At 40.7% G+C, this 22885-nt stretch carries 18 protein-coding genes; 12 read left to right on the forward strand and 6 right to left on the reverse strand.

The features are described 5' to 3' along the window. The first annotated feature begins 74 nt into the window (after positions 1-74). Positions 75-710 carry a ligase-associated DNA damage response endonuclease PdeM gene (gene pdeM, locus WA338_RS04885; RefSeq protein WP_009781815.1) on the forward strand — a complete coding sequence of 212 codons (636 nt, stop codon included), beginning with the start codon at positions 75-77 and terminating at the stop codon, positions 708-710. Then, a complete protein-coding gene (locus WA338_RS04890; RefSeq protein ID WP_009781816.1) occupies positions 707-1504 on the forward strand; it encodes a hypothetical protein in 798 nt (265 codons plus the stop codon). The genes pdeM and WA338_RS04890 overlap by 4 nt, the downstream gene beginning before the upstream one ends. Here WA338_RS04890 and WA338_RS04895 read toward each other — a convergent pair. From WA338_RS04895 to WA338_RS04905, 3 genes are all read right to left on the reverse strand, one after another. Further along, entirely contained in the window at positions 1494-1952 is a 459-nt protein-coding gene (locus tag WA338_RS04895) for an RES family NAD+ phosphorylase (protein WP_009781817.1), read from the reverse strand. The genes WA338_RS04890 and WA338_RS04895 overlap by 11 nt on opposite strands. Next, positions 1952-2371 (reverse strand): antitoxin Xre/MbcA/ParS toxin-binding domain-containing protein, encoded by a 420-nt coding sequence (locus WA338_RS04900; protein WP_009781818.1) that lies wholly within the window; start codon positions 2369-2371, stop codon positions 1952-1954. Before WA338_RS04900 ends, WA338_RS04895 begins: the two co-directional genes overlap by 1 nt. Positions 2372-2460: 89 nt before the next feature. Further along, a complete protein-coding gene (locus tag WA338_RS04905; protein WP_040533794.1) occupies positions 2461-3813 on the reverse strand; it encodes a dihydrolipoyl dehydrogenase family protein in 1353 nt (450 codons plus the stop codon). Positions 3814-3974: 161 nt separating this feature from the next. On the opposite strand from WA338_RS04905, the gene mfd reads away from it, so the two are divergent. Continuing rightward, the gene (mfd, locus tag WA338_RS04910) at positions 3975-7358 is read left to right on the forward strand and encodes a transcription-repair coupling factor (RefSeq protein ID WP_336092340.1); all 3384 of its coding nucleotides are present in this window, start codon (positions 3975-3977) and stop codon (positions 7356-7358) included. 202 nt (positions 7359-7560) lie between these two features. Beyond that, positions 7561-8388 carry a helix-turn-helix domain-containing protein gene (locus tag WA338_RS04915; protein WP_336092343.1) on the forward strand — a complete coding sequence of 276 codons (828 nt, stop codon included), beginning with the start codon at positions 7561-7563 and terminating at the stop codon, positions 8386-8388. A 41-nt stretch (positions 8389-8429) separates the two neighbouring features. On the opposite strand, the gene WA338_RS04920 is transcribed toward WA338_RS04915, so the two are convergent. The 3 genes from WA338_RS04920 to WA338_RS04930 are packed head-to-tail and all read right to left on the reverse strand — an operon-like array spanning position 8430 to position 10030. Next, positions 8430-8753 carry an HNH endonuclease gene (locus tag WA338_RS04920; protein WP_336092346.1) on the reverse strand — a complete coding sequence of 108 codons (324 nt, stop codon included), beginning with the start codon at positions 8751-8753 and terminating at the stop codon, positions 8430-8432. Positions 8754-8762: 9 nt separating this feature from the next. Next, positions 8763-9119, reverse strand: a complete 357-nt coding sequence (locus WA338_RS04925; protein WP_336092349.1) for a YraN family protein — start codon at positions 9117-9119, stop codon at positions 8763-8765. 5 nt (positions 9120-9124) lie between these two features. Next, complete coding sequence (locus WA338_RS04930) at positions 9125-10030, reverse strand: S66 peptidase family protein (protein WP_009781823.1); 906 nt, start codon at positions 10028-10030, stop codon at positions 9125-9127. Positions 10031-10245: 215 nt separating this feature from the next. Between WA338_RS04930 and metG the strand changes: the two genes are divergently transcribed. The 8 genes from metG to acs all read left to right on the forward strand — a co-directional run bounded on the left by metG (position 10246) and on the right by acs (position 22879). Further along, positions 10246-12327 carry a methionine--tRNA ligase gene (gene metG, locus WA338_RS04935; RefSeq protein ID WP_336092353.1) on the forward strand — a complete coding sequence of 694 codons (2082 nt, stop codon included), beginning with the start codon at positions 10246-10248 and terminating at the stop codon, positions 12325-12327. 76 nt (positions 12328-12403) lie between these two features. Then, positions 12404-14539 (forward strand): Tex family protein, encoded by a 2136-nt coding sequence (locus tag WA338_RS04940; RefSeq protein ID WP_336092355.1) that lies wholly within the window; start codon positions 12404-12406, stop codon positions 14537-14539. 87 nt (positions 14540-14626) lie between these two features. Beyond that, positions 14627-17020 carry a hypothetical protein gene (locus WA338_RS04945; RefSeq protein WP_272986137.1) on the forward strand — a complete coding sequence of 798 codons (2394 nt, stop codon included), beginning with the start codon at positions 14627-14629 and terminating at the stop codon, positions 17018-17020. 17 nt (positions 17021-17037) lie between these two features. Beyond that, positions 17038-17940 (forward strand): histone deacetylase family protein, encoded by a 903-nt coding sequence (locus tag WA338_RS04950; RefSeq protein ID WP_336092358.1) that lies wholly within the window; start codon positions 17038-17040, stop codon positions 17938-17940. Positions 17941-18108: 168 nt separating this feature from the next. Further along, positions 18109-18573: a hypothetical protein gene (locus WA338_RS04955; RefSeq protein ID WP_336092361.1), complete on the forward strand. Its 465-nt coding sequence runs from the start codon at positions 18109-18111 to the stop codon at positions 18571-18573. Between the two features lie 136 nt (positions 18574-18709). Beyond that, positions 18710-18967, forward strand: coding sequence for a DUF4212 domain-containing protein (locus WA338_RS04960; protein ID WP_272986140.1), 258 nt, complete (start codon positions 18710-18712; stop codon positions 18965-18967). Between the two features lie 105 nt (positions 18968-19072). Further along, entirely contained in the window at positions 19073-20845 is a 1773-nt protein-coding gene (locus tag WA338_RS04965; RefSeq protein WP_272986141.1) for a sodium:solute symporter family protein, read from the forward strand. A 123-nt stretch (positions 20846-20968) separates the two neighbouring features. Continuing rightward, positions 20969-22879, forward strand: coding sequence for an acetate--CoA ligase (acs, locus tag WA338_RS04970; protein WP_009781830.1), 1911 nt, complete (start codon positions 20969-20971; stop codon positions 22877-22879). The last annotated feature ends 6 nt before the right edge of the window (positions 22880-22885 follow it).

The raw sequence follows: 22885 nt of genomic DNA on the forward strand, positions 1-22885 counted from the left end.
TCTGCTCATCACGAGCAGATTTTTTGTTTTTATAAACAGCCTTTCAATCTAGAAAACTTGAAATTTGCGTTGTAATGACGCAAGAGATCAGCATACAGAAGAATACGTTTACCATGCATCCTTCAGGAGGAATGCTTTGGCATGAGAAGCGCATGCTGTTGATCGCTGATGTACATCTGGGGAAGGTCTCGCATTTTAGAAAACATGGGAGCGCAGTACCGCTAAGAGCGGTTGCTGCTAATTTTGACCAACTCACGCGCGTCGCCGACTATTACCAAGCGCAGTCCATTTGTTTTCTGGGAGATCTCTTTCACAGCAGCTTAAATACCGAGTGGAAACTTTTTGAGAAATGGGTGCAGTCTCGTGATGAAACCTTGATACTCATCGCCGGGAATCACGATATCATTTCGCCTGTAAAGTATGATAATCTGAATATTGATATTTACAGTGAATTTCAATCAAATGGTTTTTTATTAACGCATCACCCTGAGGAGCGTAAAGGCTTTTTCAATTTTTGCGGACACATACATCCCGGAATTCGGCTGGGCGGAATTGGCCGACAAGTACTTAAACTTTCGTGTTTCTTTAAGACTGAAAATCAACTGATTTTACCTGCGTTTGGTACCTTTACCGGAAACTATTATCTCGAACCTCAATCGGGAGATCAGGTTTTTGCAATAACTAAAAATGAGGTAATCCCCATTCAATGAAAAAAAAATTAGCCCTTATCAATTTGATCTCTGTGATTACCGCCGTTGTAGTCAATTATCTATCACAAACGCAACGCTGGAACAATACGACCATTGGCGAGATGAGCGCTAAATATGATAATTTATTCACCCCTGCAGGCTATGCTTTTGCTATTTGGGGTGTGATTTTTTTAGGGCTGATAGCCTATGCCCTTTTCGGAATCAAACGCGCATTTTTTAGTAAAAAAGAAACGCCGCATATTGAGCAAACCGGTTATTGGTTTGCGCTAACCAACTTTTTAAACACGGCTTGGGTTGTTGCTTTTACCTATGACTACGTCTGGCTTTCTGTTTTGATCATCATCGGGATGTTAATCGCACTTTTAAAAATCGTTTTTAAAACCAATATGGAGCGCTGGGATGCACCTATCGAGATCATCGCTTTTGTGTGGTGGCCTGTTTGTATTTACAGCGGTTGGATCGCCGTGGCAACTATTGCAAATATTTCGGCATTTTTGGTTAAGTTAGGATTAGCCGGAAGTCAGTTAACGCAAATCATTTTCACCATGCTTTTGATTACGATCGCGGTTTATATCAATCTTTTAATAACCAATCTGCGCAATATGCGTGAATTTGCGATGGTGGGTGCCTGGGCACTTTTTGCCATTTTTATTCGCCATAAGGAAAGCTTAGAAAGTGTTGCTTATTTTGCTTTGGCAGGCTGCGTCTTACTTGTTGTTACTGCAGGATTGCACGGCTACCGCAATCGAGCTACCAATCCGTTTAATAAACTCAAGCAGCGATTTAACAATTAAGCTGAAAAGGTATTTCTTCTTCGGAAAGAACTTTTATTTTTTTAAGAAAATCTGGATGAAATGGGTTAATAAGTAGATTGTATTCCTGTTCAAAAAACCTTAGTGGTATTCTTGCAGAAGGTACAGCTAAAGCTAGGGATTCTTTCTTTAAAGCCCAATTACTTCCAATTTCCTGAGTACTTCTTGGGTGTGGGCGAAAATCCCAACCTCTTGGCAACTCATTTAAATCTATTCGCTGCGGCTCTGCATCAAGTTCTAATACGGCAATTTTCCAGTTAAAATCAGAAACCGAAGCGCCACGAATAGAAAGATGCTCCATCATTGACACAGACACATAACTACTTGCATAAATGATTGGTGTAAATCCTTTATTCCAGCGTGCAGCAGCCGGACCATAACCTAATGCAGAATATCCTTCTCGATCTATATAAATGCGATACACTTTCATTAAATAATTGCTCCCCAAGCTAGTGCATCTAGTGCCTCATCAACGTACTCTAAACCATTGGGGTCTTGAATCATCTGTTTAGGAATAACATTACCTAAGGCCTGATTGGGAGTTCCCAACCAATCTAGAAATTGCTGTTCTGAACCAAAAATTGAAATACCTTTTTTAATAAGCTCATTTACATCATAGATCATTTTTGAACTTAGCTTACTCAAAATGCCATTATTTGATTTCCAACGCGAAATAGTAGATGGATTAACATCTAGAAAATGGGCACTTTCTTCCTGATTAAATTCAAGAAAATCGAGAACAGACTTTGCTTTTTGGTAAGGTAAACTTTCTTGCCGCCAATAAGCAACAGCCTCTTCTTTCACAGAAGCGCTACTAAGAGACTCTTCAACAGATTTGTAAGATTTCATTGTATTACACATATAATTGCAAATGCAATATACAAAATAATTAAATGCAATTAAACCCTAAACACTTGATAATTAAACACTAGTCCTTTTTAAAGCATAGACTTAATATCATTTGCCCAACTGGGGTAGCTAAAAACCATTCCTTTTAAGGTATTTACCTCAAGCTTGCTGTGCATCGCCATCATAAATAAATTGATGGTTTCCGCAGCTTCACTGCTTAGTAGATGTGCCCCTAGAAGTTGTCCGGTTTTCTTATCAACTAGCGTTTTGTACGCATAATGTGTTTCATTCAAGCGCTTGGCATTATACCAATCTTCAACCGAAGCCGTTTTTACCTCAAAATCATAGCCTTGCTTTTGAGCCTCTTGCTCTGTCAGTCCCACACTCGCCAATTGCGGAATGGTAAAAACTACTGAAGGCGTTGCGGGAACATCGACTTCTGCGCTGTTTCCATTTAAAATATTCTTGGAGACATAATAAGCTTCTTGATGCGCCACCGGAGTTAGGGGCAGATTACTCGTGTCTGAAACATCACCACAAGCATAAACCGAAGGATTTGTCGTGCTTTGCATAAATGTATTCACCGCAACCCCTTTTTTTGAAAACGCCACATTGCCTTTTTCCAGATCGAGTTCGTCTACCGCCGGGACGCGACCCGCAGTATTAAAGATCAATTCGGCTTTCAGTTTTTCTGAATTTCCGTTATGATCTACCGTTAATCTATGGTTTTTGCGCAGTTTTTCGATTGCTTTTGCTTCGGCGTTAAAAAGGAATTTAATCCCAAGTTCCTCCGATTTTTTTTGAAGCTGAAGCGCTAAATCTTCATCAAAATTAGAAAGTATACGCGCATTCACATCAACTATCGTAACATCCACGCCACATCGTGCGGCAATATGGGCAAATTCCATCCCAATATAACCGGCGCCAATAAAGATTATACTTTCAGGTAAAGCTTCGAGCTCGAGAAAATCATCACTGATCAAGGTGTGTTCATCTCCAGGAATATTTAAATGCATTGGAATATTTCCTGTGGCGATCACGATTTTATCGGCAGTAACCGTTTTTCCTTCTACAGACAAAGTGTTTTCATCTAGAAACTTCGGCGATTGATGATACAAGGTTATCCCTTGATCTTTCAGTTTTTCTTCGGTGGTAAACGGCACGGCCCCAGTGAATGTCTTTTTGAACTCCATCAAATCAGACCAACGTACCTCAGGAACTTCTGCAATTCCTTTTCCTTTTAAATTTTGGCTGCGCTCGATAATTTCTGTCAAGCCTACTAAAACCTTTTTGGGGTCACAACCTCGATTGGCGCACGTTCCGCCAAACTCCCGATTGTCTGCAATCGCAACGTTTAGGCCCGCTTCGACCGCATCATAAGCCACATGTTTACCGGCATTTCCGGTTCCTATCACAAAAAGATCGTAGTGCGCTATCGCCATAAATTTTTGATTTTTATAAAGATAAAGGGCGTGCGCCGGTTTTATGTTAGCAAAATTGTAAATCGCTGTTAGGCTTTTGCCAAAAGCAATTTTTGTTACCAAAATGCTAAATCTCAAATCCTGTTTTAAAACCAAGTTTTACGCAGTATCTTTGCCCACCTATGGGTAAAACCACGATCACCAAGCCTTTTTTAGAGTCTGCACAACTGCAAGAACTCGGGAACGCTATTGCCGTTTCTCAAAATAGAATCAATCTCGACGGACTTATAGGTTCGTCGCTTTCTATTGCCATTGCCGAAAGTTTTAAAACTGCAGATAAGCCTTTTCTGGTCATTCTAAATGACAAAGAAGAAGCGGCGTATATTCTTAACGATCTTGAGCAATTGGTCAAAGAGGATCACGTGTTGTTTTATCCCGGAAGTTACCGCAGACCTTATCAAATTGAAGAGACCGATAACGCCAATGTTTTATTGCGTGCCGAAGTGCTTAACCGCATTAACAGTCGCAAAAAACCGGCGCTTATTGTCACCTATCCTGATGCGCTTTTTGAAAAAGTAGTCACCCGGAAGGAGCTTGATAAAAGCACGCTTAAGGTGAAAGTCAACGATAATCTCTCGCTGGATTTTGTTAATGAAATGCTCTTTGAGTATAAGTTTAAGCGTGTTGATTTTGTGACCGAACCCGGAGAATTTTCGGTGCGTGGAGGAATTATAGATGTGTTTTCTTTTTCACACGATCAGCCTTATCGTATTGAGTTTTTTGGCGATGAGGTAGACAGCATTCGAACGTTTGATGTAGAAACACAACTTTCTGTTGACAAGATCAACAAAATAAGCCTGATGCCCAATGTAGAAAACAAGGCGCTTCAGGAAACCCGGGAAAGCTTTTTAAAATATATCGCTGCAGATACGGTGATTTTTACTCAGGATATTGAGCAATTGGCTACACGTATCGATACCAATTTTAGCAAGGCGGAAGAAGCCTTTCAAAAGTTAGATAGTGAGATCAAAAGGCATAAACCTTCAGAGTTATTTTGCGACGCTACAAGCATCAAAAAACAACTTCTGGATTTTACACTGGTTCGGGTGAGCGAAGGCTTATCCTTACCGAGCGATAAAGCTTCCGCGAGCATCAATTTCAATCAGCAGCCGCAACCCGCATTCAACAAGCAATTTAATTTGCTTATCGAAAATCTCAATGAAAATCACGAGGCCGGTTACACCAATTATATTTGCTGTGCCAGCGAGCAACAGGCCAAACGTTTTCAGGATATTTTTAACGACGCCGACCTCAACGTAAAGCAGTACGAGACTATTATTATCTCCCTTTACCGCGGTTTTATTGATGACGATCTAAAAATGGTATGTTACACAGATCATCAGATCTTTGAGCGTTATCATAAGTTTAAACTGAAAGACGGCTACGCCAAAAAACAAGCGATCACACTTAAAGAATTGACCAGTCTTCAAGTAGGCGATTATATCACGCATATTGATCACGGGATCGGGAAATTTGGCGGACTCCAGAAAATTGAAGTAGAAGGAAAACGTCAAGAAGCTATAAAACTCATTTATGGCGAGCGCGATGTGCTTTACCTAAGTATTCACTCGCTGCATAAAGTGACCAAATACAACGGCAAAGATGGAAAGCCGCCACAGATCTACAAACTAGGAAGCGCTGCCTGGAAAAAGCTAAAGCAAAAGACCAAAACCAAGGTTAAAGAAATCGCCTTTAACCTCATTAAATTATACGCCAAGCGCCGTCTTGAAAAAGGTTTTGCTTTTGGCCCCGACACCTATTTGCAAAACGAACTCGAAGCCAGTTTTATTTACGAGGACACACCAGATCAAAGCAGCGCCACCGAAGCTGTAAAAGCCGATATGGAAAGTCCGCGCCCAATGGATCGCCTAGTTTGTGGTGATGTAGGTTTTGGTAAGACTGAAGTTGCCATAAGAGCTGCATTTAAAGCAGTGGATAACGGGAAGCAGGTTGCCGTGCTTGTGCCCACCACGATTTTGGCTTTTCAGCATCATAAAACCTTTAGTGAACGACTAAAAGATTTACCGGTCACGGTAGATTATCTCAACCGTTTCCGCACTGCGAAAGAAAAAAGAGAAACGCTTGAACGTCTTGAAAATGGACGTGTGGACATCATCATAGGTACGCACCAGCTTACCAACAAAAACGTAAAGTTTAAAGACCTCGGGCTGTTGATCGTTGATGAAGAACAAAAATTTGGTGTTGCGGTAAAAGATAAACTGAAGACCATTAAGGAGAATGTTGATACGTTGACCTTAACGGCGACGCCTATCCCGCGTACGTTGCAATTCAGTTTGATGGCGGCGCGTGATTTGAGTACGATCACCACACCACCGCCCAACCGCTACCCTATTGAAACGCACATCATCAGACTTTCTGAAGAAACGATACGCGATGCGATCTCGTATGAAATTCAGCGTGGTGGTCAGGTATTCTTCATACACAACAGGCTACAAAATATTAAGGAAGTTGCAGGAATGATTCAGCGTCTGGTTCCTGATGCTAAAGTGGCTATCGGTCACGGGCAGATGGACGGGAAAAAGCTTGAAGAGCTAATGCTGCAATTTATGGATGGCGCTTTTGATGTTTTGGTTTCTACAACCATTATAGAAAGCGGTCTCGATGTGCCTAATGCCAATACGATCTTTATCAATAATGCCAATAATTTTGGCCTGTCTGACTTGCACCAGATGCGCGGACGTGTAGGCCGAAGTAACAAAAAAGCGTTTTGCTATTTCATCACGCCGCCACTTTCGGCGATGACTGATGATGCGCGCAAACGAATCACGGCTTTAGAGCAATTCTCAAGTTTGGGAAGTGGTTTCAATATTGCGATGAAAGATTTAGAAATACGCGGCGCCGGAGATTTATTAGGTGGTGAGCAAAGCGGATTCATCAACGAAATAGGTTTTGACACCTACCAGAAAATCCTCAACGAAGCGATTGAAGAGCTGAAAGAAAATGAGTTTGCAGAGCTCTATGCACACGAGAATGTTGATGACGAAAACAAAGAATACGTCAAAGACACCGTCATAGATTCTGACTTTTCATTGTTGTTTCCGGATGACTACATCAACAATATTACCGAGCGTTTAAATCTCTATACCGAATTAAACAACCTCAAAACCGAAGAAGAACTTGCAGCTTTTGAAGCGCGATTGATCGACCGTTTTGGAGAGTTGCCTAAGCAAGCCGAAGACTTGTTAAACTCGGTGCGTATCAAATGGATCGCTACGCATTATGGCCTGGAAAAAGTGGTGATGAAAAACAAAAAACTCATCGGGTTCTTTATTGCAGATCAGCAGTCTAAATTTTATCAAAGTCCGGCGTTTTCCAGAGTGCTTCAGTTTGTACAAACCCATTCAAACAAGGTCACGCTTAAAGAGAAAAAAACCAGCAAAGGTTTACGTTTGTTGTTGACCGCTGCAGGGGTTTCTTCAGTAGAAAAAGCTTTGGATATCTTAAGACCTTTGATGCCTAAAAAGGTAGAACAGGTTTCAGAATAGGTTAAAACCGATACAGATTCACTAGAATTTTTAAAATCATCAATTCACCTCAACCCGCATTATACTTGAAATGTCGGGTGAATGTCGGGTAAATTGTGTGCCAAAAAATTGGCTGAAATAGGTTGCTGTTTTTAGTATTGCACTGTCTAACATTCTTGTATTTTTAGATGCGCATCACTACAAGAGCAATCTTATGTCACTCATGAAACAACCACAATTAGGGCTGAAAATTTTAGAATTACGTCAGCAAAAAGGATTTACTCAAGAAGAACTTGTAGAACAGTGTAATATTTCGGTGCGCACCATTCAGCGCATTGAAGCCGGCGAAGTTATGCCGCGTGTATACACCGTAAAAACCATTCTCGCTGCGCTAGATCGCGACCTCGACGACTTACAGGAATCTGTTTTTGAAAAGAAAGTAAAGAAGGCTTTTTTCCTTGAAATCGATGACAATAAAAAGGTGTCGTTCTTATTCAACCAGCTCAATCTCGGTTGGGTTGCGGGAATTCTGAGTATGCTCTTATTGGTTTTTCAACTTATTGAAGAAACCACTTTTCTTGCCACCGGCGGTTATTATTTTGGCGAAGTATTCTATGTTACCATCACCATACTTGCCGCCATCGCTTTTGCGTTGCATATGCGCGCTTTTGTTTTGATCGGCGAATTGTTTAAAGCCGGCTTTCTAAAAACCAGTGCGCTTATCGCCATTGCGATCAACACCTTGATCGCGATCTACTCGATCGTTGATCTCCATTTTCAATACATCAAGCTTGAAGCTTTTGCATTGATCTACAGCGTGCTTTTTGGAATTGTTTTTATCTGTATGGGAATTGGGCTTTATAAAACCAATCATCTTGGCCAGCTGCCCAAAGTAACCGGGATAATCACTTTAATTTTAGGATTTATGTTCTTAACCGTAATCATGGTGGCCATTGCCGGTCCTGCAAGTATTCTAGTTCAAGGACTTTATGTAGCGATTATTTTGAGGGCGATAGCGACCATAAAACAACAAATTACTGCGGAAGACTAACTTTTAAAAAAGAGGAATCAACTCAAGTTTGATTTCTCTTTTTAGGTTTTAGAGATGTTCTTTCTGATTACATTTTGAACTACTCCTGCTACCGTATTCTCGTTTATATTTTTTGATAAACAATAGTTGCTAGTAAGCCATTCTTCTAATTTCTTAGCTCCTTTGCTCGCGTTACAAGAAGTACAACAGAGCGCAATATTATCTGCTGAGGAAAGATGAATATCATTAATTATATGTTCCCAAGATGGCTTAGTTTTTCTTGATACGTGAGTGATTGAAAAATCAACGCCGCAATACACACACGTTTTATCACGAATTAAAACCAATTTTTCAACGTCTTCCGGAATACCCCACTGATTAGCCATAATAATGTCTTAGAAATAATAAAACGCATCTTCAAAATGCTCCAGTTGTTCTTGGGTTTTATTTTTTAAAACAGCGATCACATCAAAACGAACTTCAAGATCCAGATCGTTTGAGATGATGTATTCGTTGGTCGCTTTTACCAGCAATTTGATCTTTGCCGGCGTCACAAAATCTTGTGGATCACCAAAAAAATCAGAATTACGGGTTTTGACCTCAACAACGACCAATTGATCGTCTTTTAGCGCGATAATGTCCAATTCGGCTTTATTGAAAAACCAATTGCGTTCTAATAGTTCGTACCCCTTTTTCTCGAGATAGTTCGCAGCATATTCTTCACCCCATTTCCCGAGTTCGTTATGGTTCATAAGCCTTATTCCAATTGATCAAAATAGAGTTTGGCACCACGCTCATTCACCTCAAGTGAAGCGCTTCGGCCCAAAATAAGCGCGCGATTATCCTTTAAATGCCCCGCCGGAAAATCAAAACATACCGGGTAATCGTATTCTTCAACAGCATCCATAACTATTTCCTGGGCCGTTTTCCCAAAAGGTGTAGAATTGTCGTGCATACTGGTAAGTCCGCCTACCACCAAGCCGCGTATATTACGCAGCATGCCGTTGCGTTTTAAATTGACCATCATTCGGTCTACGTGGTATAAATATTCGTCCAGGTCTTCAAGAAACAAAATCTTGTTGGTCGTATCTATGGCAGAGTGGCTTCCGCAAAGCGAATATAAAATAGAGATATTTCCGCCTACTAGTTCACCTTTTGCTGTTCCCAATCGGTTTAAAGGAGCACTTTCAATGTGATAATGTACGGGCTTACCAAACCAGGCATTTTCAAGCGTTTGTTTGGCAACAGCAGTATTGCGACCTATTCCCACAGGCATAACTCCGTGAATGGTTTCAAACCCTAATTTGTGAATTTGAGAATGCAAAACCGTCACATCGCTATATCCTATGATCCATTTAGGATATTTAATGAATTTATAAAAGTTGATCTCATCGATGATACGCACCGTCCCATAACCTCCTTTTGCACACCAGATCGCGTTGATTTCTTCGTCGTCAAGCATCGCTTGTAAATCTGCTGCGCGCAATGCATCAGAACCACCGTATTGATGGTCTGAAGCACCAATGGTTTTTCCTAAAACAGGTTCTAGTCCACAGGCTTCTAAAAGCGCAATTCCTTCTTCCAGATCGTCACGGTCTACTTTACGTGCGGTACATACAATACCAACTTTATCTCCTTTTTTTAAATAGGGCGGGGTCAACATAAACAGCTAAATAGTGCCTAAAGGCTTTAATTTTAAATCGTTAATCAAGAAAAACAACTACTGCAATCGCCGATTAGTTTGTCAAAAAGCCACAGAAAACACAGTATTGTTTTAAAATGTAATATACCAATATACGCACTAATTAAATGAAGTGCCAGTCTGGTTTTGTTTATATGCATAAATGGTATCTTTGCCGCTGAAATTTTATTCGCATTATGAGTCCGAAACGATATACGATTACCGCCGCATTACCTTATACCAATGGGCCAATTCACATTGGGCATTTAGCCGGAGTTTATGTTCCTGCAGATATTTATGCCCGCTACCTGAGAGGGATGGGTAAAGATGTCGCATACATCTGCGGTAGTGATGAGCACGGTGTTGCCATTAGCATCAAAGCCAAAAAAGAAGGAATCACTCCGCAAGAAGTGGTAGACAAATACCACAAGATCATCAAAGATTCTTTTGAAGATTTTGGGATTTCTTTTGACAATTACTCGCGCACTTCGGCACAAGTACATCACGATACGGCTTCAGAATTTTTCAAAACGCTTTATGCAAAAGGTGATTTTATTGAAGAAGTGACCGAGCAGCTTTTTGATGCCGAAGCCAATCAATACTTAGCCGATCGTTTTGTAACCGGAACATGCCCAAAATGTGGTCACGAGGAAGCGTATGGTGATCAGTGCGAGAATTGCGGTTCTTCTTTAAATGCAACCGATTTGATCAATCCGAAATCAACCATTTCTGGATCAAAGCCGGTTTTAAAAGAAACCAGACACTGGTTTTTACCACTGGATCGCTATGAAGATTTTCTAAAAAAATGGATTCTTGACGGACATAAAAAAGACTGGAAACCGAATGTTTACGGCCAATGTAAATCGTGGATCGACGAAGGTTTACGTCCTCGTGCAGTAACCCGCGATCTTGATTGGGGAATTCCCGTACCGGTAGATGGTGCTGAGGGTAAAGTGCTTTATGTATGGTTTGATGCCCCAATAGGCTATATTTCTTCAACCAAAGAATGGGCTGCGCGCGAAGGCAAAAACTGGGAAGACTACTGGAAAGCAGACGACACTAAGTTGGTACACTTTATCGGGAAAGACAATATTGTTTTTCACTGTATCATTTTCCCGAGTATGCTGGAAGCCGAAGGAAGCTATATTTTACCAGATAATGTGCCCGCAAATGAATTTTTGAACTTAGAAGGCAACAAGCTTTCTACTTCAAAAAACTGGGCGGTTTGGTTGCACGAGTACCTTGAAGAATTTCCGGGGCAGCAGGATGTGTTGCGTTATACGCTTACGGCCAACGCTCCAGAAACGAAAGATAACGACTTTACCTGGGCAGATTTTCAAGCCAGAAATAACAACGAGCTGGTTGCTATTTTCGGAAACTTCATCAACCGCGTGGTGGTGTTGACCAATAAATACTATGAAGGGAAAATTCCGCAGGCGCTTGATTTTAATGCTGAAGACGAAAAAGTCTTAGCCGAAATGAAAGCCTATCCTGCAGTGATCGCGAGTTCTATTGAACGCTACCGTTTCCGCGAAGCGCAAAACGAACTGATGAATGTTGCGCGCTTAGGAAATAAATACCTGGCTGATGCAGAACCTTGGAAAACCTTCAAAACCGATCCTGAGCGCACCAAAACGGTAATGTACATCGCATTGCAAATTGCAGGAACCTTAGCTGTTTTGAGTGAACCGTTTTTACCACACACGGCAAAAACACTCAAGCAAATGCTCAATATAGAGAGTGAAGATCCGCTTATGCAACTTCCTGAGCCGTTGAGCTGGGAGGTTCTTGGAGAGAAAATAGATTTACTTCCTGTAGGGCACAGCATCAACAAAGCTGCACTTCTATTCAGTAAAATAGAAGACGAGCAAATACAAAAACAACTTGACAAATTAGAAGCGACTAAAATGAGCAATCAAGCCGAAAACACTCCGGTAACCACACAAAAGGACACCATCGAATTTGATGATTTTACCAAGTTAGATTTACGGGTAGGAACTATTCTGGAAGCTGAAAAAATGGCCAAAACCAAAAAGCTTTTAACCCTAAAAGTAGATACTGGTCTTGATGTGCGCACCATTGTTTCTGGTATTGCAGAAAGCTTTAAACCGGAAGACATCATTGGTAAGCAAGTAACCGTTGTAGCTAATTTGGCTCCGCGTAAACTTCGCGGTGTAGAAAGCCAGGGAATGATCTTAATGACCGAAGATAAACAAGGAAAACTCGTGTTTATGAATCCTGATACCGCCGGAGTAAAGAACGGTGAGGTTGTGAGTTAATGTCTCGATCCAATTTTTATAAATTTTAAAAGGGAGGTAGTAATTTTACTTCCCTTTTTTTAGTATTATTCTTTTTATGACAGCACTCCTCTCCTACCTAAAATCTTCGACCAATCTTCCGGAAACGGGCATCAAGAATGTGTTGCAACTTCTTGATGAAGATGCGACCATCCCCTTTATTGCGCGTTACCGTAAAGAACGCACCGGGAATTTAGATGAAGTGCAACTGGGCGAAATTGTAAAGTTTAAAGAGCTATTTGAGACTTTAGAAAAGCGGAAAGCTACCATTCTGAAAGCTTTAGAAGAGCAAGAGGTCTTGACTGCAGAACTTCAAAAGCAAATAGAAAACACTACAGATGCTACTGCTTTAGAAGATCTATATCTTCCGTATAAAAAGACGCGTAAAACCAAAGCAGATACCGCCCGTGAGAACGGTCTAGAACCGCTCGCCAAAATAATTATGGCGCAAAACACGCGCGATCTGGAGCAAGCTGCCGGAAGGTTTTTGAACAACGAAGTAACTTCCATAGAAGAAGCACTTGAGGGTGCTCGACACATCATTGCAGAATGGGTGAATGAGCGCAGCGATGTGCGCAACTATTTAAGAAACCAAATAGAACGTTACGCACAGATTACTTCTAAGGTAGTGAAGTCTAAAAAAGACGATGAGAAAGCGCTTAAATACAAAGATTATTTTGATTGGGAAGAGGCCTTAAACCGCATTCCCTCGCATCGCTTTCTGGCACTTTCTCGTGCGGCTGATGAAGGTTTTGTTCGTTTAAAGCTGGATATTGATACCGATCGCGCTTTAGCGCATATCGCCAATAGAATGGTCAAATCACGCGGAGACTGTGCTGAGCACATTGAGCTTGCCATTGCTGATGCTTATAAACGTTTGCTGTTTCCGGCGTTGAGCAACGAGGCTTTAAGCATTGCTAAAGAAAAAGCGGATGCAGAAGCGATTAGTGTTTTTGCAAAAAATTTACGCCAACTGCTTCTAGGTTCGCCACTTGGCGAAAAACGTATTCTTGCGATTGATCCGGGTTTTAGAACAGGTTGTAAAGTGGTTTGTCTTGACGAAAATGGCGGTTTACAGCATAATGAAACCATTCACCCACATCCTCCTAAAAACGATACTAAAGGTGCGATGCGTAAGATCAGTTTTCTGGTAGATGCGCATAAGATCGAAGCCATCGCCATAGGTAACGGGACCGCCAGCAGAGAGACCGAGCAGTTTATCAAGCGCATGCAATTTAATCGGGATCTTGAGGTATTTGTGGTGAGCGAGGCCGGTGCAAGTATTTATTCGGCTTCAAAGATCGCGCGAGACGAGTTCCCCAATTATGATGTGACGGTGCGCGGTGCGGTTTCCATTGGTCGCCGACTTGCAGACCCGCTTGCGGAGTTGGTAAAAATCGATGCGAAATCCATTGGCGTGGGACAGTACCAACACGATGTGGATCAAACCAAATTGAAAAACGAACTCGATCGCGTGGTAGAAAGTTGTGTGAACACGGTAGGTGTAAACATCAACACCGCCAGCATTCCGTTGCTGAGTTATGTTTCTGGAATTGGATCAAAACTGGCTGAAAATATTGTAACCTACAGAGATGAAAATGGTGCTTTCGCTTCGCGGAAAGAAATTTTAAATGTTCCGCGTTTGGGTGCGAAAGCTTACGAGCAAGCCGCTGGCTTTTTACGTATCAAGCATGCTGAAAATCCGTTAGATGATTCGGCTGTGCATCCTGAGCGTTATGCTTTGGTTGAAAAAATGGCTAAAAATCTGAAGCTTTCCGTAGCAGAATTGGTCGGCAATAAAACTGTGATCAAAGAATTAAGTCTCGAGGATTATGTTTCTGATGAAGTGGGCGAACTTACCTTAAAAGATATTCTAGACGAACTCGAAAAACCTGGTTTGGATCCACGAGAACCGGCAAAGGCCTTTACCTTTAATCAAAACATACATAAGATCGAAGATCTTGAGCCGGGTCAATTACTTCCCGGGATCGTGAATAACATCACCAACTTTGGCGCCTTTGTAGATATCGGGATCAAAGAAAGTGGACTGATTCACATTTCAAATCTCGCTGACGGGTACGTAAGTGATGTAAATGCCCACGTGAGTTTGCAAGAACAGGTCGTGGTTAAAGTGCTTGAGGTAGACATTAAACGTAAGCGCATTCAACTTAAATTGCATAAACTAAATACTTAAATCCATAAACAATGCTTATCTTATTACGATAAATAATAGTTTATTTAACTACTATTAAGTATTTGATATAATCGTAATCTCTAAGCAATGGGTAAAGCGCTTCTCCTTTTCATTTTCTCCTTCTTCTTAACATTAAATATATATAGCCAATATTCACTTGAGAAGCTTAGTAATTTAATTGATTCTCAAACGCAACTCCCTGTTGAGACGGCTTATTTACATTTAAATAAAACAAGTTATATTGTTGGTGAACAAATAGGGTTCAAAGCTTATGTACTAGATAGGAAATCGCTTAAACCTTCAAGAAACACTACTAATCTCTATGTTCAAATCAAAGATGAACATAGTAATGTTATAAAAGAGAAAATGCTCTTAATTGAAAATGGTGTTTCTCAAAATACGTTTCAAATAGACTCTTTATTTTCTACAGGCACCTATTCTATCACGGCGTACACCAACTGGATGAAAAATTTTGATGCTCATAATTACTTTATTCAGCAACTTCAAATTTTTCCTCAAAACCACGAAATTACCGAAAGCAATACTACCTTTTCAAAAAAACCAGACATTCAATTACTCCCAGAAAGTGGTCATTTTCTAAGCGGAGTTGTTAATACTGTTGGCATTGTTGCCAAAGATGGCCAAGGAAGAGGAATTCCTAACTTAAATATTGAATTGGAAACTGATGAAGGAATTACTATTGCAAAAACCACTCTAAATCAAATGGGGCTAGGACGTATTGCCTTTATTCCTTCTAAGGGAAACAGCTATACCATCAAAACATTTTTTGCAGGAAAATATTATGATTTTAGAGTTACTCCGACGGTAAATGAAGAAGGAATAACTCTATCTGCTTCAGAATATAAAGGAAATCTAAATGTAGCCGTAAATACCAACTCAAACACGCTTAAAAAAATTAAACAAAAGCAATTCTATCTAACATTAAAATCAAGAAACCGAAGCACTGCACTCTCATTTAATTTTGAAAATAGAAAGACAGTCCCTATTGCCTTCCCTCTAGACTCACTTTCATCTGGCATTCAAGTACTAACAATATTTAATTCTAATTTTCAGCCTTTAGCCGAAAGACTTTTTTTTAATTATCAAAATTTACCACTTAAAAATCTTGAAAAACATCAATTAACATCAACAAGCGATTCTTTAAAAATTAAGTTTTCAAATATTTCATTGGAACAAGACAGCTTAAGTGCTAGTATCGCGTTACTCCCGTCAAATAGTATTTCTTACAATCCAGAGAACAGCCTGATATCCCAAGTTATGTTGCAACCTTACATCAAGGGCGATTTAGAGAACGGCAATTGGTATTTTGATAACACTTCAAAAAACAAACGCATAGAATTAGACAATCTTTTGCTTACACAGGGCTGGAGTAGTTATAATTGGGAAAACATATTTAAAAAGGATCAAAAGTATGAATACAGCTTTGAACAGTATACCACACTAACTGCTCAAATAAACAATAAGCCTAAAAAAAGATTAGGCCAGAAATATCTATTACACGCCACCTCAACAAACATCCCTGCATACTCTGATATACCATTGGATAAAGAAAGTTTTAAAGTAGAAAACTTTATCCCTATGGAAGGAGATAGCCTTTATGTATCGCAAATACTTCCTAATAAAAAACTACAACCCGCAGAACTTTCCTATACTATCTACCCCTCAAAAATCCCAACCTTTAATATCCACTATGATCTCAATCCTAAAACAAAAACAAAAGAATTTATAAATACAGATGTAAAACCATTTGTATTAGAAAAAGATGTTGAAAAACTTGACGAAGTAGTTGTCAAAAGTAAATTGGATAAAAAAATAATTAGAACTAATAAATTAGAGGCTCGTAGTTTTGGCGATATACATATCCTTACTCCAGAAGACAAGATTTATTATAATACTCTAGGTGACTACCTTATGACCAAGCCTGGTATAGAGGTGCAACAAGATTTTGGAAAAAAAATGACCGTAATAAACTTAAGGAGTAAAGTTACCTTAAGCAAATCAAAGGCACCTGGCCAAATGCAATTTTATATTAATGACATGCCTGTTTACAGTAGTGAAATGCTCATTACTCTTCCTTTTAATTTTATAGACTATATAGAAATCAATCGTTCGGGTCTTGGTGAAAGCAGTATGGCTGGAGCAGGTTCTATAAAAATCTATATGGACTATAGTAAGAATTTTATAGATTATCTTGATGTTCCTGTCGCTCAAAATTTCAAATACCCTCTATATTTTTCAAAAGAGAAAAAATATTACGTCCCTAAATATCAAAGTAATACTGACGAATTCTTCCAAAAATTTGGAGTCATTGACTGGAAAGGAAACTTAGAAACAAATGATCGCGGGGAGGTGGTAATTACGATTAAAAAACCGGCAGTAAACTTTAGATATTTCATTCAAGGAATAACTTCTAATGGGCAACTAATAGATACACAAAAAGAAGTTATATTGTATGAGTAGAATACTCTGAATTTTAAATGCTGAAAATCGCCTATCACCCTATTTATAAACACCCCTTGCCAGAAGGACATCGGTTTCCGATGGAAAAATATGACCTACTCCCAAAGCAATTGCTTTGCGAAGGCACCTGTACTGAAGCTAATTTTTTTGAACCCGGCTTTCCTGAGGAAAAATATCTTACCGCGGTTCACACCCAAGAATATGTCACCGATCTTAAAGCCCTTAATCTGGACCGCAGGGCGATTCGAAAAACGGGATTTCCACTCTCTCAGGAGTTGGTAGACCGCGAGCAAATTATCGCTCAAGGTACAATGACTGGTTGCGAATTTGCTTTAAAATATGGGATCGCCTTCAATATTGCGGGCGGCACACATCATGCCTATTCGGGTCATGGCGAAGCTTTTTGCCTACTTAATGATCAAGCGATTGCAGCACGGTATCTTCAGTCAGAAGGCCTGGCAAAACAAATTCTTATTGTTGACCTAGATGTACATCAAGGCAATGGTACAGCTGAGATTTTTCAAGACGATCCTTCGGTATTTACGTTTTCTATGCACGGTGCTGGAAATTATCCCTTTAAAAAAGAAACTTCAGATCTTGATATCGCCGTTCCGGATAAAAGTGGTGACGCAGTTTATTTAGAAAAGCTGAAAGAAACGCTTCCCGGCCTAATCGCTCAGGTGAAGCCCGATTTTATCTTTTACCTCAGCGGCGTAGATATTTTAGAAACCGATAAACTAGGTAGACTATCTTGTACGGTTGAAGGTTGTAAAGAACGGGATCGATTTGCCCTGTCTTGCTTTCGCGAAAGCGGAATTCCGGTTCAGGTGAGTATGGGTGGCGGCTATTCTCCCGACATCAAAGTCATTATCGAAGCTCACGCAAACACCTATCGCCTGGCTCAAGAACTTTTCTTTTAAACGTAAATAAGGGTGATTTCCCCCATTTTACCATAAAAAATTGGTTTGTAAGGTTTTATCATTATTTTTGTTAAAACTATTAACAATTTTGAACATGAAAAAATTACCACCTTTTTTGCCCTTTGCCTTTTTGCATTTGCATTCAACGCTTGTGATGCAATAGATGATTTGACTGAATTTGACGCAGATGAAACAATTATTAAGGATCTTACCATCACAGTTGCTGAAGGAGAAACTACTTTTTCTGAATCAGTAAGTATAAGCATTGATAATGAAGATGTTCAAGACAACTTAGACAAAATAGAAAACGTACAAATTGAAAAACTTACCTATCAAATTATTAGCGTAAGTGGTACTGAAGATGTTATTGCTAGCGGAAGTTTTAGCGCTGCAAGCAGCTCCTTTCCTTGGTTTTCTTATTCTGATGGTGATACTGTAAATTTAACCGCCGCTGCTGCTGCTGGAACAGTTTACGAAATTGAAGTAGACCAAACTTTTGTAGATGCTTTTGAAGCTGACTTGAGAAATGGTGCAACTGCAACTTTATCAGCTTCAGGAACCGTATCTGATGCTCCTGTTACTTTTGTTGTACGCATCACGGCCGACGTAAAAGTTACCGTAGACGCGATATAAAAAAGAATGAACTTATAAAAAAACCCGGTGCCAATGCACCGGGTTTTTTTATGCAAATTTCACACAAACAGGTAAGTACAGGGAACTCCCTTTAACTTTATCAACTATATTAGGGAGCATTTTAAACGTAATTTTCATGTCTAAATCTGAAAAATCTAAAGCCTACTGGCGCGAAAACAAGAAATATCTAGCCATTTTACTCAGCATTTGGTTTGCGGTTTCCTTTGGCTGTGGCATTCTTTTTAAAGACTTACTCAATCGATATAGTTTAGGGGGTTTTAAATTAGGATTTTGGTTTGCACAACAAGGAAGCATCTATGTTTTTGTGTTGCTCATCTTCGTTTATGTCTTGCTCATGAACCGGCTTGATAAAAAATACGGCTATAATGAGTAAACTACCTCAGGGCAAGCTTCGGAGTATTAAACCCTTTGGCGGTGCCAATAAATGCCTTCACCATCTATTTAAGCAGATTCTTGCTGCAAATTAAACCATCACATTATGAGCGTTCAACTTTGGACCTGGATTTTAGTAGGCATCACCTTTGCCTTATACTTTGGAATTGCTATTTGGGCTCGGGCCGGCTCTACCAAAGAATTTTATGTCGCCGGTGGCGGCGTTTCTCCATTAGCCAACGGAATGGCCACCGCAGCCGACTGGATGAGTGCGGCCTCCTTTATCTCGATGGCTGGTATCATCTCTTTTGCGGGTTATGACGGCTCGGTGTATTTGATGGGTTGGACCGGCGGCTACGTGCTTCTCGCACTTTTGCTGGCTCCGTACTTGCGAAAATTCGGGAAATTTACGGTTCCTGATTTTATTGGCGATCGCTACTACTCCAACACCGCGCGTACCGTAGCGGTGATCTGTGCGCTCATCGTTTCCTTTACCTATGTTGCCGGGCAAATGCGCGGTGTGGGCATTGTATTTTCTCAGTTTCTTCAGGTTGAAATCACTACCGGTGTGATCATCGGAATGGCGGTGGTTTTGGTTTTTGCTTTTTTAGGCGGAATGAAAGGAATCACCTATACTCAAGTGGCGCAATATTGCGTGCTCATTTTTGCCTTTATGGTTCCTGCGATTTTTATTTCGATTCAAATGACGGGAAATATTATTCCTCAAATCGGAATGGGAGGTCGTGTTGAGGATGGCACCTTTCTTCTTGAGAAACTAGACAATCTACACACCCAGCTCGGTTTTAAAGAATATACTGAAGGCACCAAATCAACTTGGGATGTCTTTGCGATCACCCTCGCATTGATGGCAGGAACTGCAGGTTTACCGCACGTGATCGTAAGGTTTTTTACAGTACCTAATGTAAAAGACGCCCGTAAATCAGCCGGACTCGCACTTTTACTTATCGCGATTCTGTACACCACGGCACCAGCGGTTTCTGTTTTTGCACGTACTAACCTCATCGAGACGGTAAGCAATCAAGAATATGCATCGCTTCCTGAATGGTTTAAAAACTGGGAAAATATGGGGTTGATAGCCTGGTCTGATAAAAATAAAGATGGAAAAATTCAATATGTAAATGGTGACGCCACCACAGGAAAACCGGAATTCACCGAGGCGCGTGGCGCCAGCGGAGAACGTATCATCACTAACGCTTCAGCTGAAACAAATGAGTTGTACGTAGATCGGGATATTATGGTACTCGCCAATCCTGAAATTGCTCAACTTCCGTCTTGGGTGATCGCCCTCGTGGCAGCCGGTGGTCTGGCAGCAGCGCTTTCTACAGCGGCAGGTTTACTTCTTGTAATTTCAACTTCGGTATCTCACGATTTGATCAAAAAACAACTCAAACCCAATATTTCAGAAAAAGGCGAATTGCTTGCCGCACGTTTAAGCATTTTAGTTGCTATCATCGTTGCGGGATTATTTGGTATTTATCCGCCGGGATTTGTCGCCGCAGTGGTCGCATTGGCTTTTGGGCTCGCTGCAGCCTCCTTTTTCCCCGCAATCGTGCTGGGGATTTTTGATAAACGTATGAACAAACAAGGCGCCATAAGCGGAATGATCGTGGGCACCCTATTGATGCTTTTTTATATGATTCGGTTTAAAACCGGATTGATAGGAGTTCTTGAGCCGCTTCCTGCTTCAGAATGGTGGTTTGGTACTTCTCCAGAGGGTTTTGGAACGTTTGCGATGTTGATCAACGTGGTCATTTCGGTCACCATAAGCAGGCTTACTCCTGCTCCGCCAGAAGACGTGCAAGAGATCGTTGAGCGTATACGCATCCCTAGTGGTGCCGGCGAGGCCCAGAGCCATTAAAATAATAGAAGTTTAACGCATTTTTATAAAAATTTTGCAGCAACTGCAGAATTGTTCAAACGCAAACCGATAACGATTTAGTAATTTTAAGGATGATTATCTAAGAACAATCCTAATTCAACCATGAGTAATTATCACATAAAACATTTAGAAGAATATTTTCAAGTCTATCGTAAATCTGTTAGAAACCCGGAAAGCTACTGGGAAGAAATAGCCGAAGAACATTTTTTATGGCATAAGCGTTGGGATAACGTACTGAGTTATGATTTTGACAAACCCGAATTTAAGTGGTTTGAAGGTGCCCAACTGAATATTACCGAAAACTGCATCGACCGTCATTTACGCACCCGCGGAGATAAAACAGCGATTCTTTTTGAGCCTAACGATCCTAAAGAAAAAGCACAACATATCACGTACAACGAATTGCACAAGCGTGTTGCCCAAATGGCAAATGTGCTTAAAGCAAAAGGAATTAAAAAGGGAGATCGCGTGTGTATTTACTTACCTATGATTCCTGAGCTTGCGATTTCGCTATTGGCTTGTGCGCGTATTGGCGCCATACATTCTGTGGTGTTTGCAGGCTTTTCTTCAAAAGCTTTAGCCACACGAATCAACGATTCTAGCTGTAAAATGGTGATCACCAGTGACGGTTCTTACCGCGGAAGCAAAACCATCGATCTAAAAGGTATCGTTGATGAAGGTTTAAAAAGCTGCGAAAGCATAGAAAGTGTTTTGGTGGTTAAGCGCATCAATTCTGATATTCATATGGAAGAAGGCCGCGATCATTGGTTACAGCCCTTGCTTGATGAAGCTGAAGAAACCTGCGCTCCTGAGATTATGAATGCCGAAGATCCGCTGTTTATTTTATACACTTCAGGTTCAACGGGAACTCCAAAAGGAATGGTGCATACCACGGCAGGTTATATGGTGTATACCGCATTTACCTTTAAAAATGTATTTCAGTATCGAGAGGATGATATTTATTGGTGTACTGCAGACATCGGGTGGATAACCGGACATAGTTATATTGTCTATGGTCCGCTGGCGAATGGTGCAACAACGGTAATGTTTGAAGGTGTGCCTAGTTATCCTGATCACGCACGTTTTTGGGAAATCGTAGAAAAGCATAAAGTGACACAATTTTATACCGCGCCAACAGCCATCAGAGCCTTAGGTAAAGAGAATCTGGATTTTGTAGAAAAACACGATCTATCTTCTTTAAAAGTACTTGGGACAGTAGGTGAACCCATTAATGAGGAAGCTTGGCACTGGTACGATGAAAATATTGGGAAGCGCAATTGCCCCATTGTAGACACCTGGTGGCAAACCGAAACCGGAGGAATTATGATCTCGCCTATTCCGTATTCTACTCCGGCGATACCAACCTTTGCAACACTTCCGTTACCGGGGATTCAACCGGCCTTAATGGATGAAGAAGGAAAAGAAATTAAAGGAAATCAAGTAGACGGCAGACTGTGTATAAAATTCCCTTGGCCGTCTATGGCCCGTACTATCTGGGGCAATCACCAGCGTTATAAAGACACGTATTTTTCTGCCTTTAAAAATATGTATTTCACCGGTGACGGGGCGTTACGCGATAGCGTGGGCTATTATCGAATAACCGGTCGTGTGGATGATGTGGTCATCGTAAGTGGTCATAATTTAGGCACCGCGCCAATTGAAGACGCCATTAACGAACATCCGGCGGTTGCAGAAAGTGCGATTGTGGGGTATCCTCACGAAGTAAAAGGAAATGCGCTTTACGGTTATGTGATCTTAAAAGAAACCGGGGAAACCCGTAATCAAGACAACCTGAGAAAAGAGATCAATCAAATGATTTCAGATCGTATTGGACCTATTGCCAAACTGAATAAAATTCAGTTTACTAGCGGATTGCCCAAAACCCGAAGCGGGAAAATCATGCGTCGTATTTTACGTAAAATCGCCTCCAACGACACCTCAAATCTTGGAGATACCAGTACGCTATTAAATCCTGAAATCGTACAGGAAATAATGGACAATGTGATTAAGTAAACTACC

It is taken from the genome of Leeuwenhoekiella sp. CH_XMU1409-2, from assembly GCF_037029365.1.
In the GTDB taxonomy this organism is placed as follows: Bacteria; Bacteroidota; Bacteroidia; order Flavobacteriales; family Flavobacteriaceae; genus Leeuwenhoekiella; species Leeuwenhoekiella blandensis.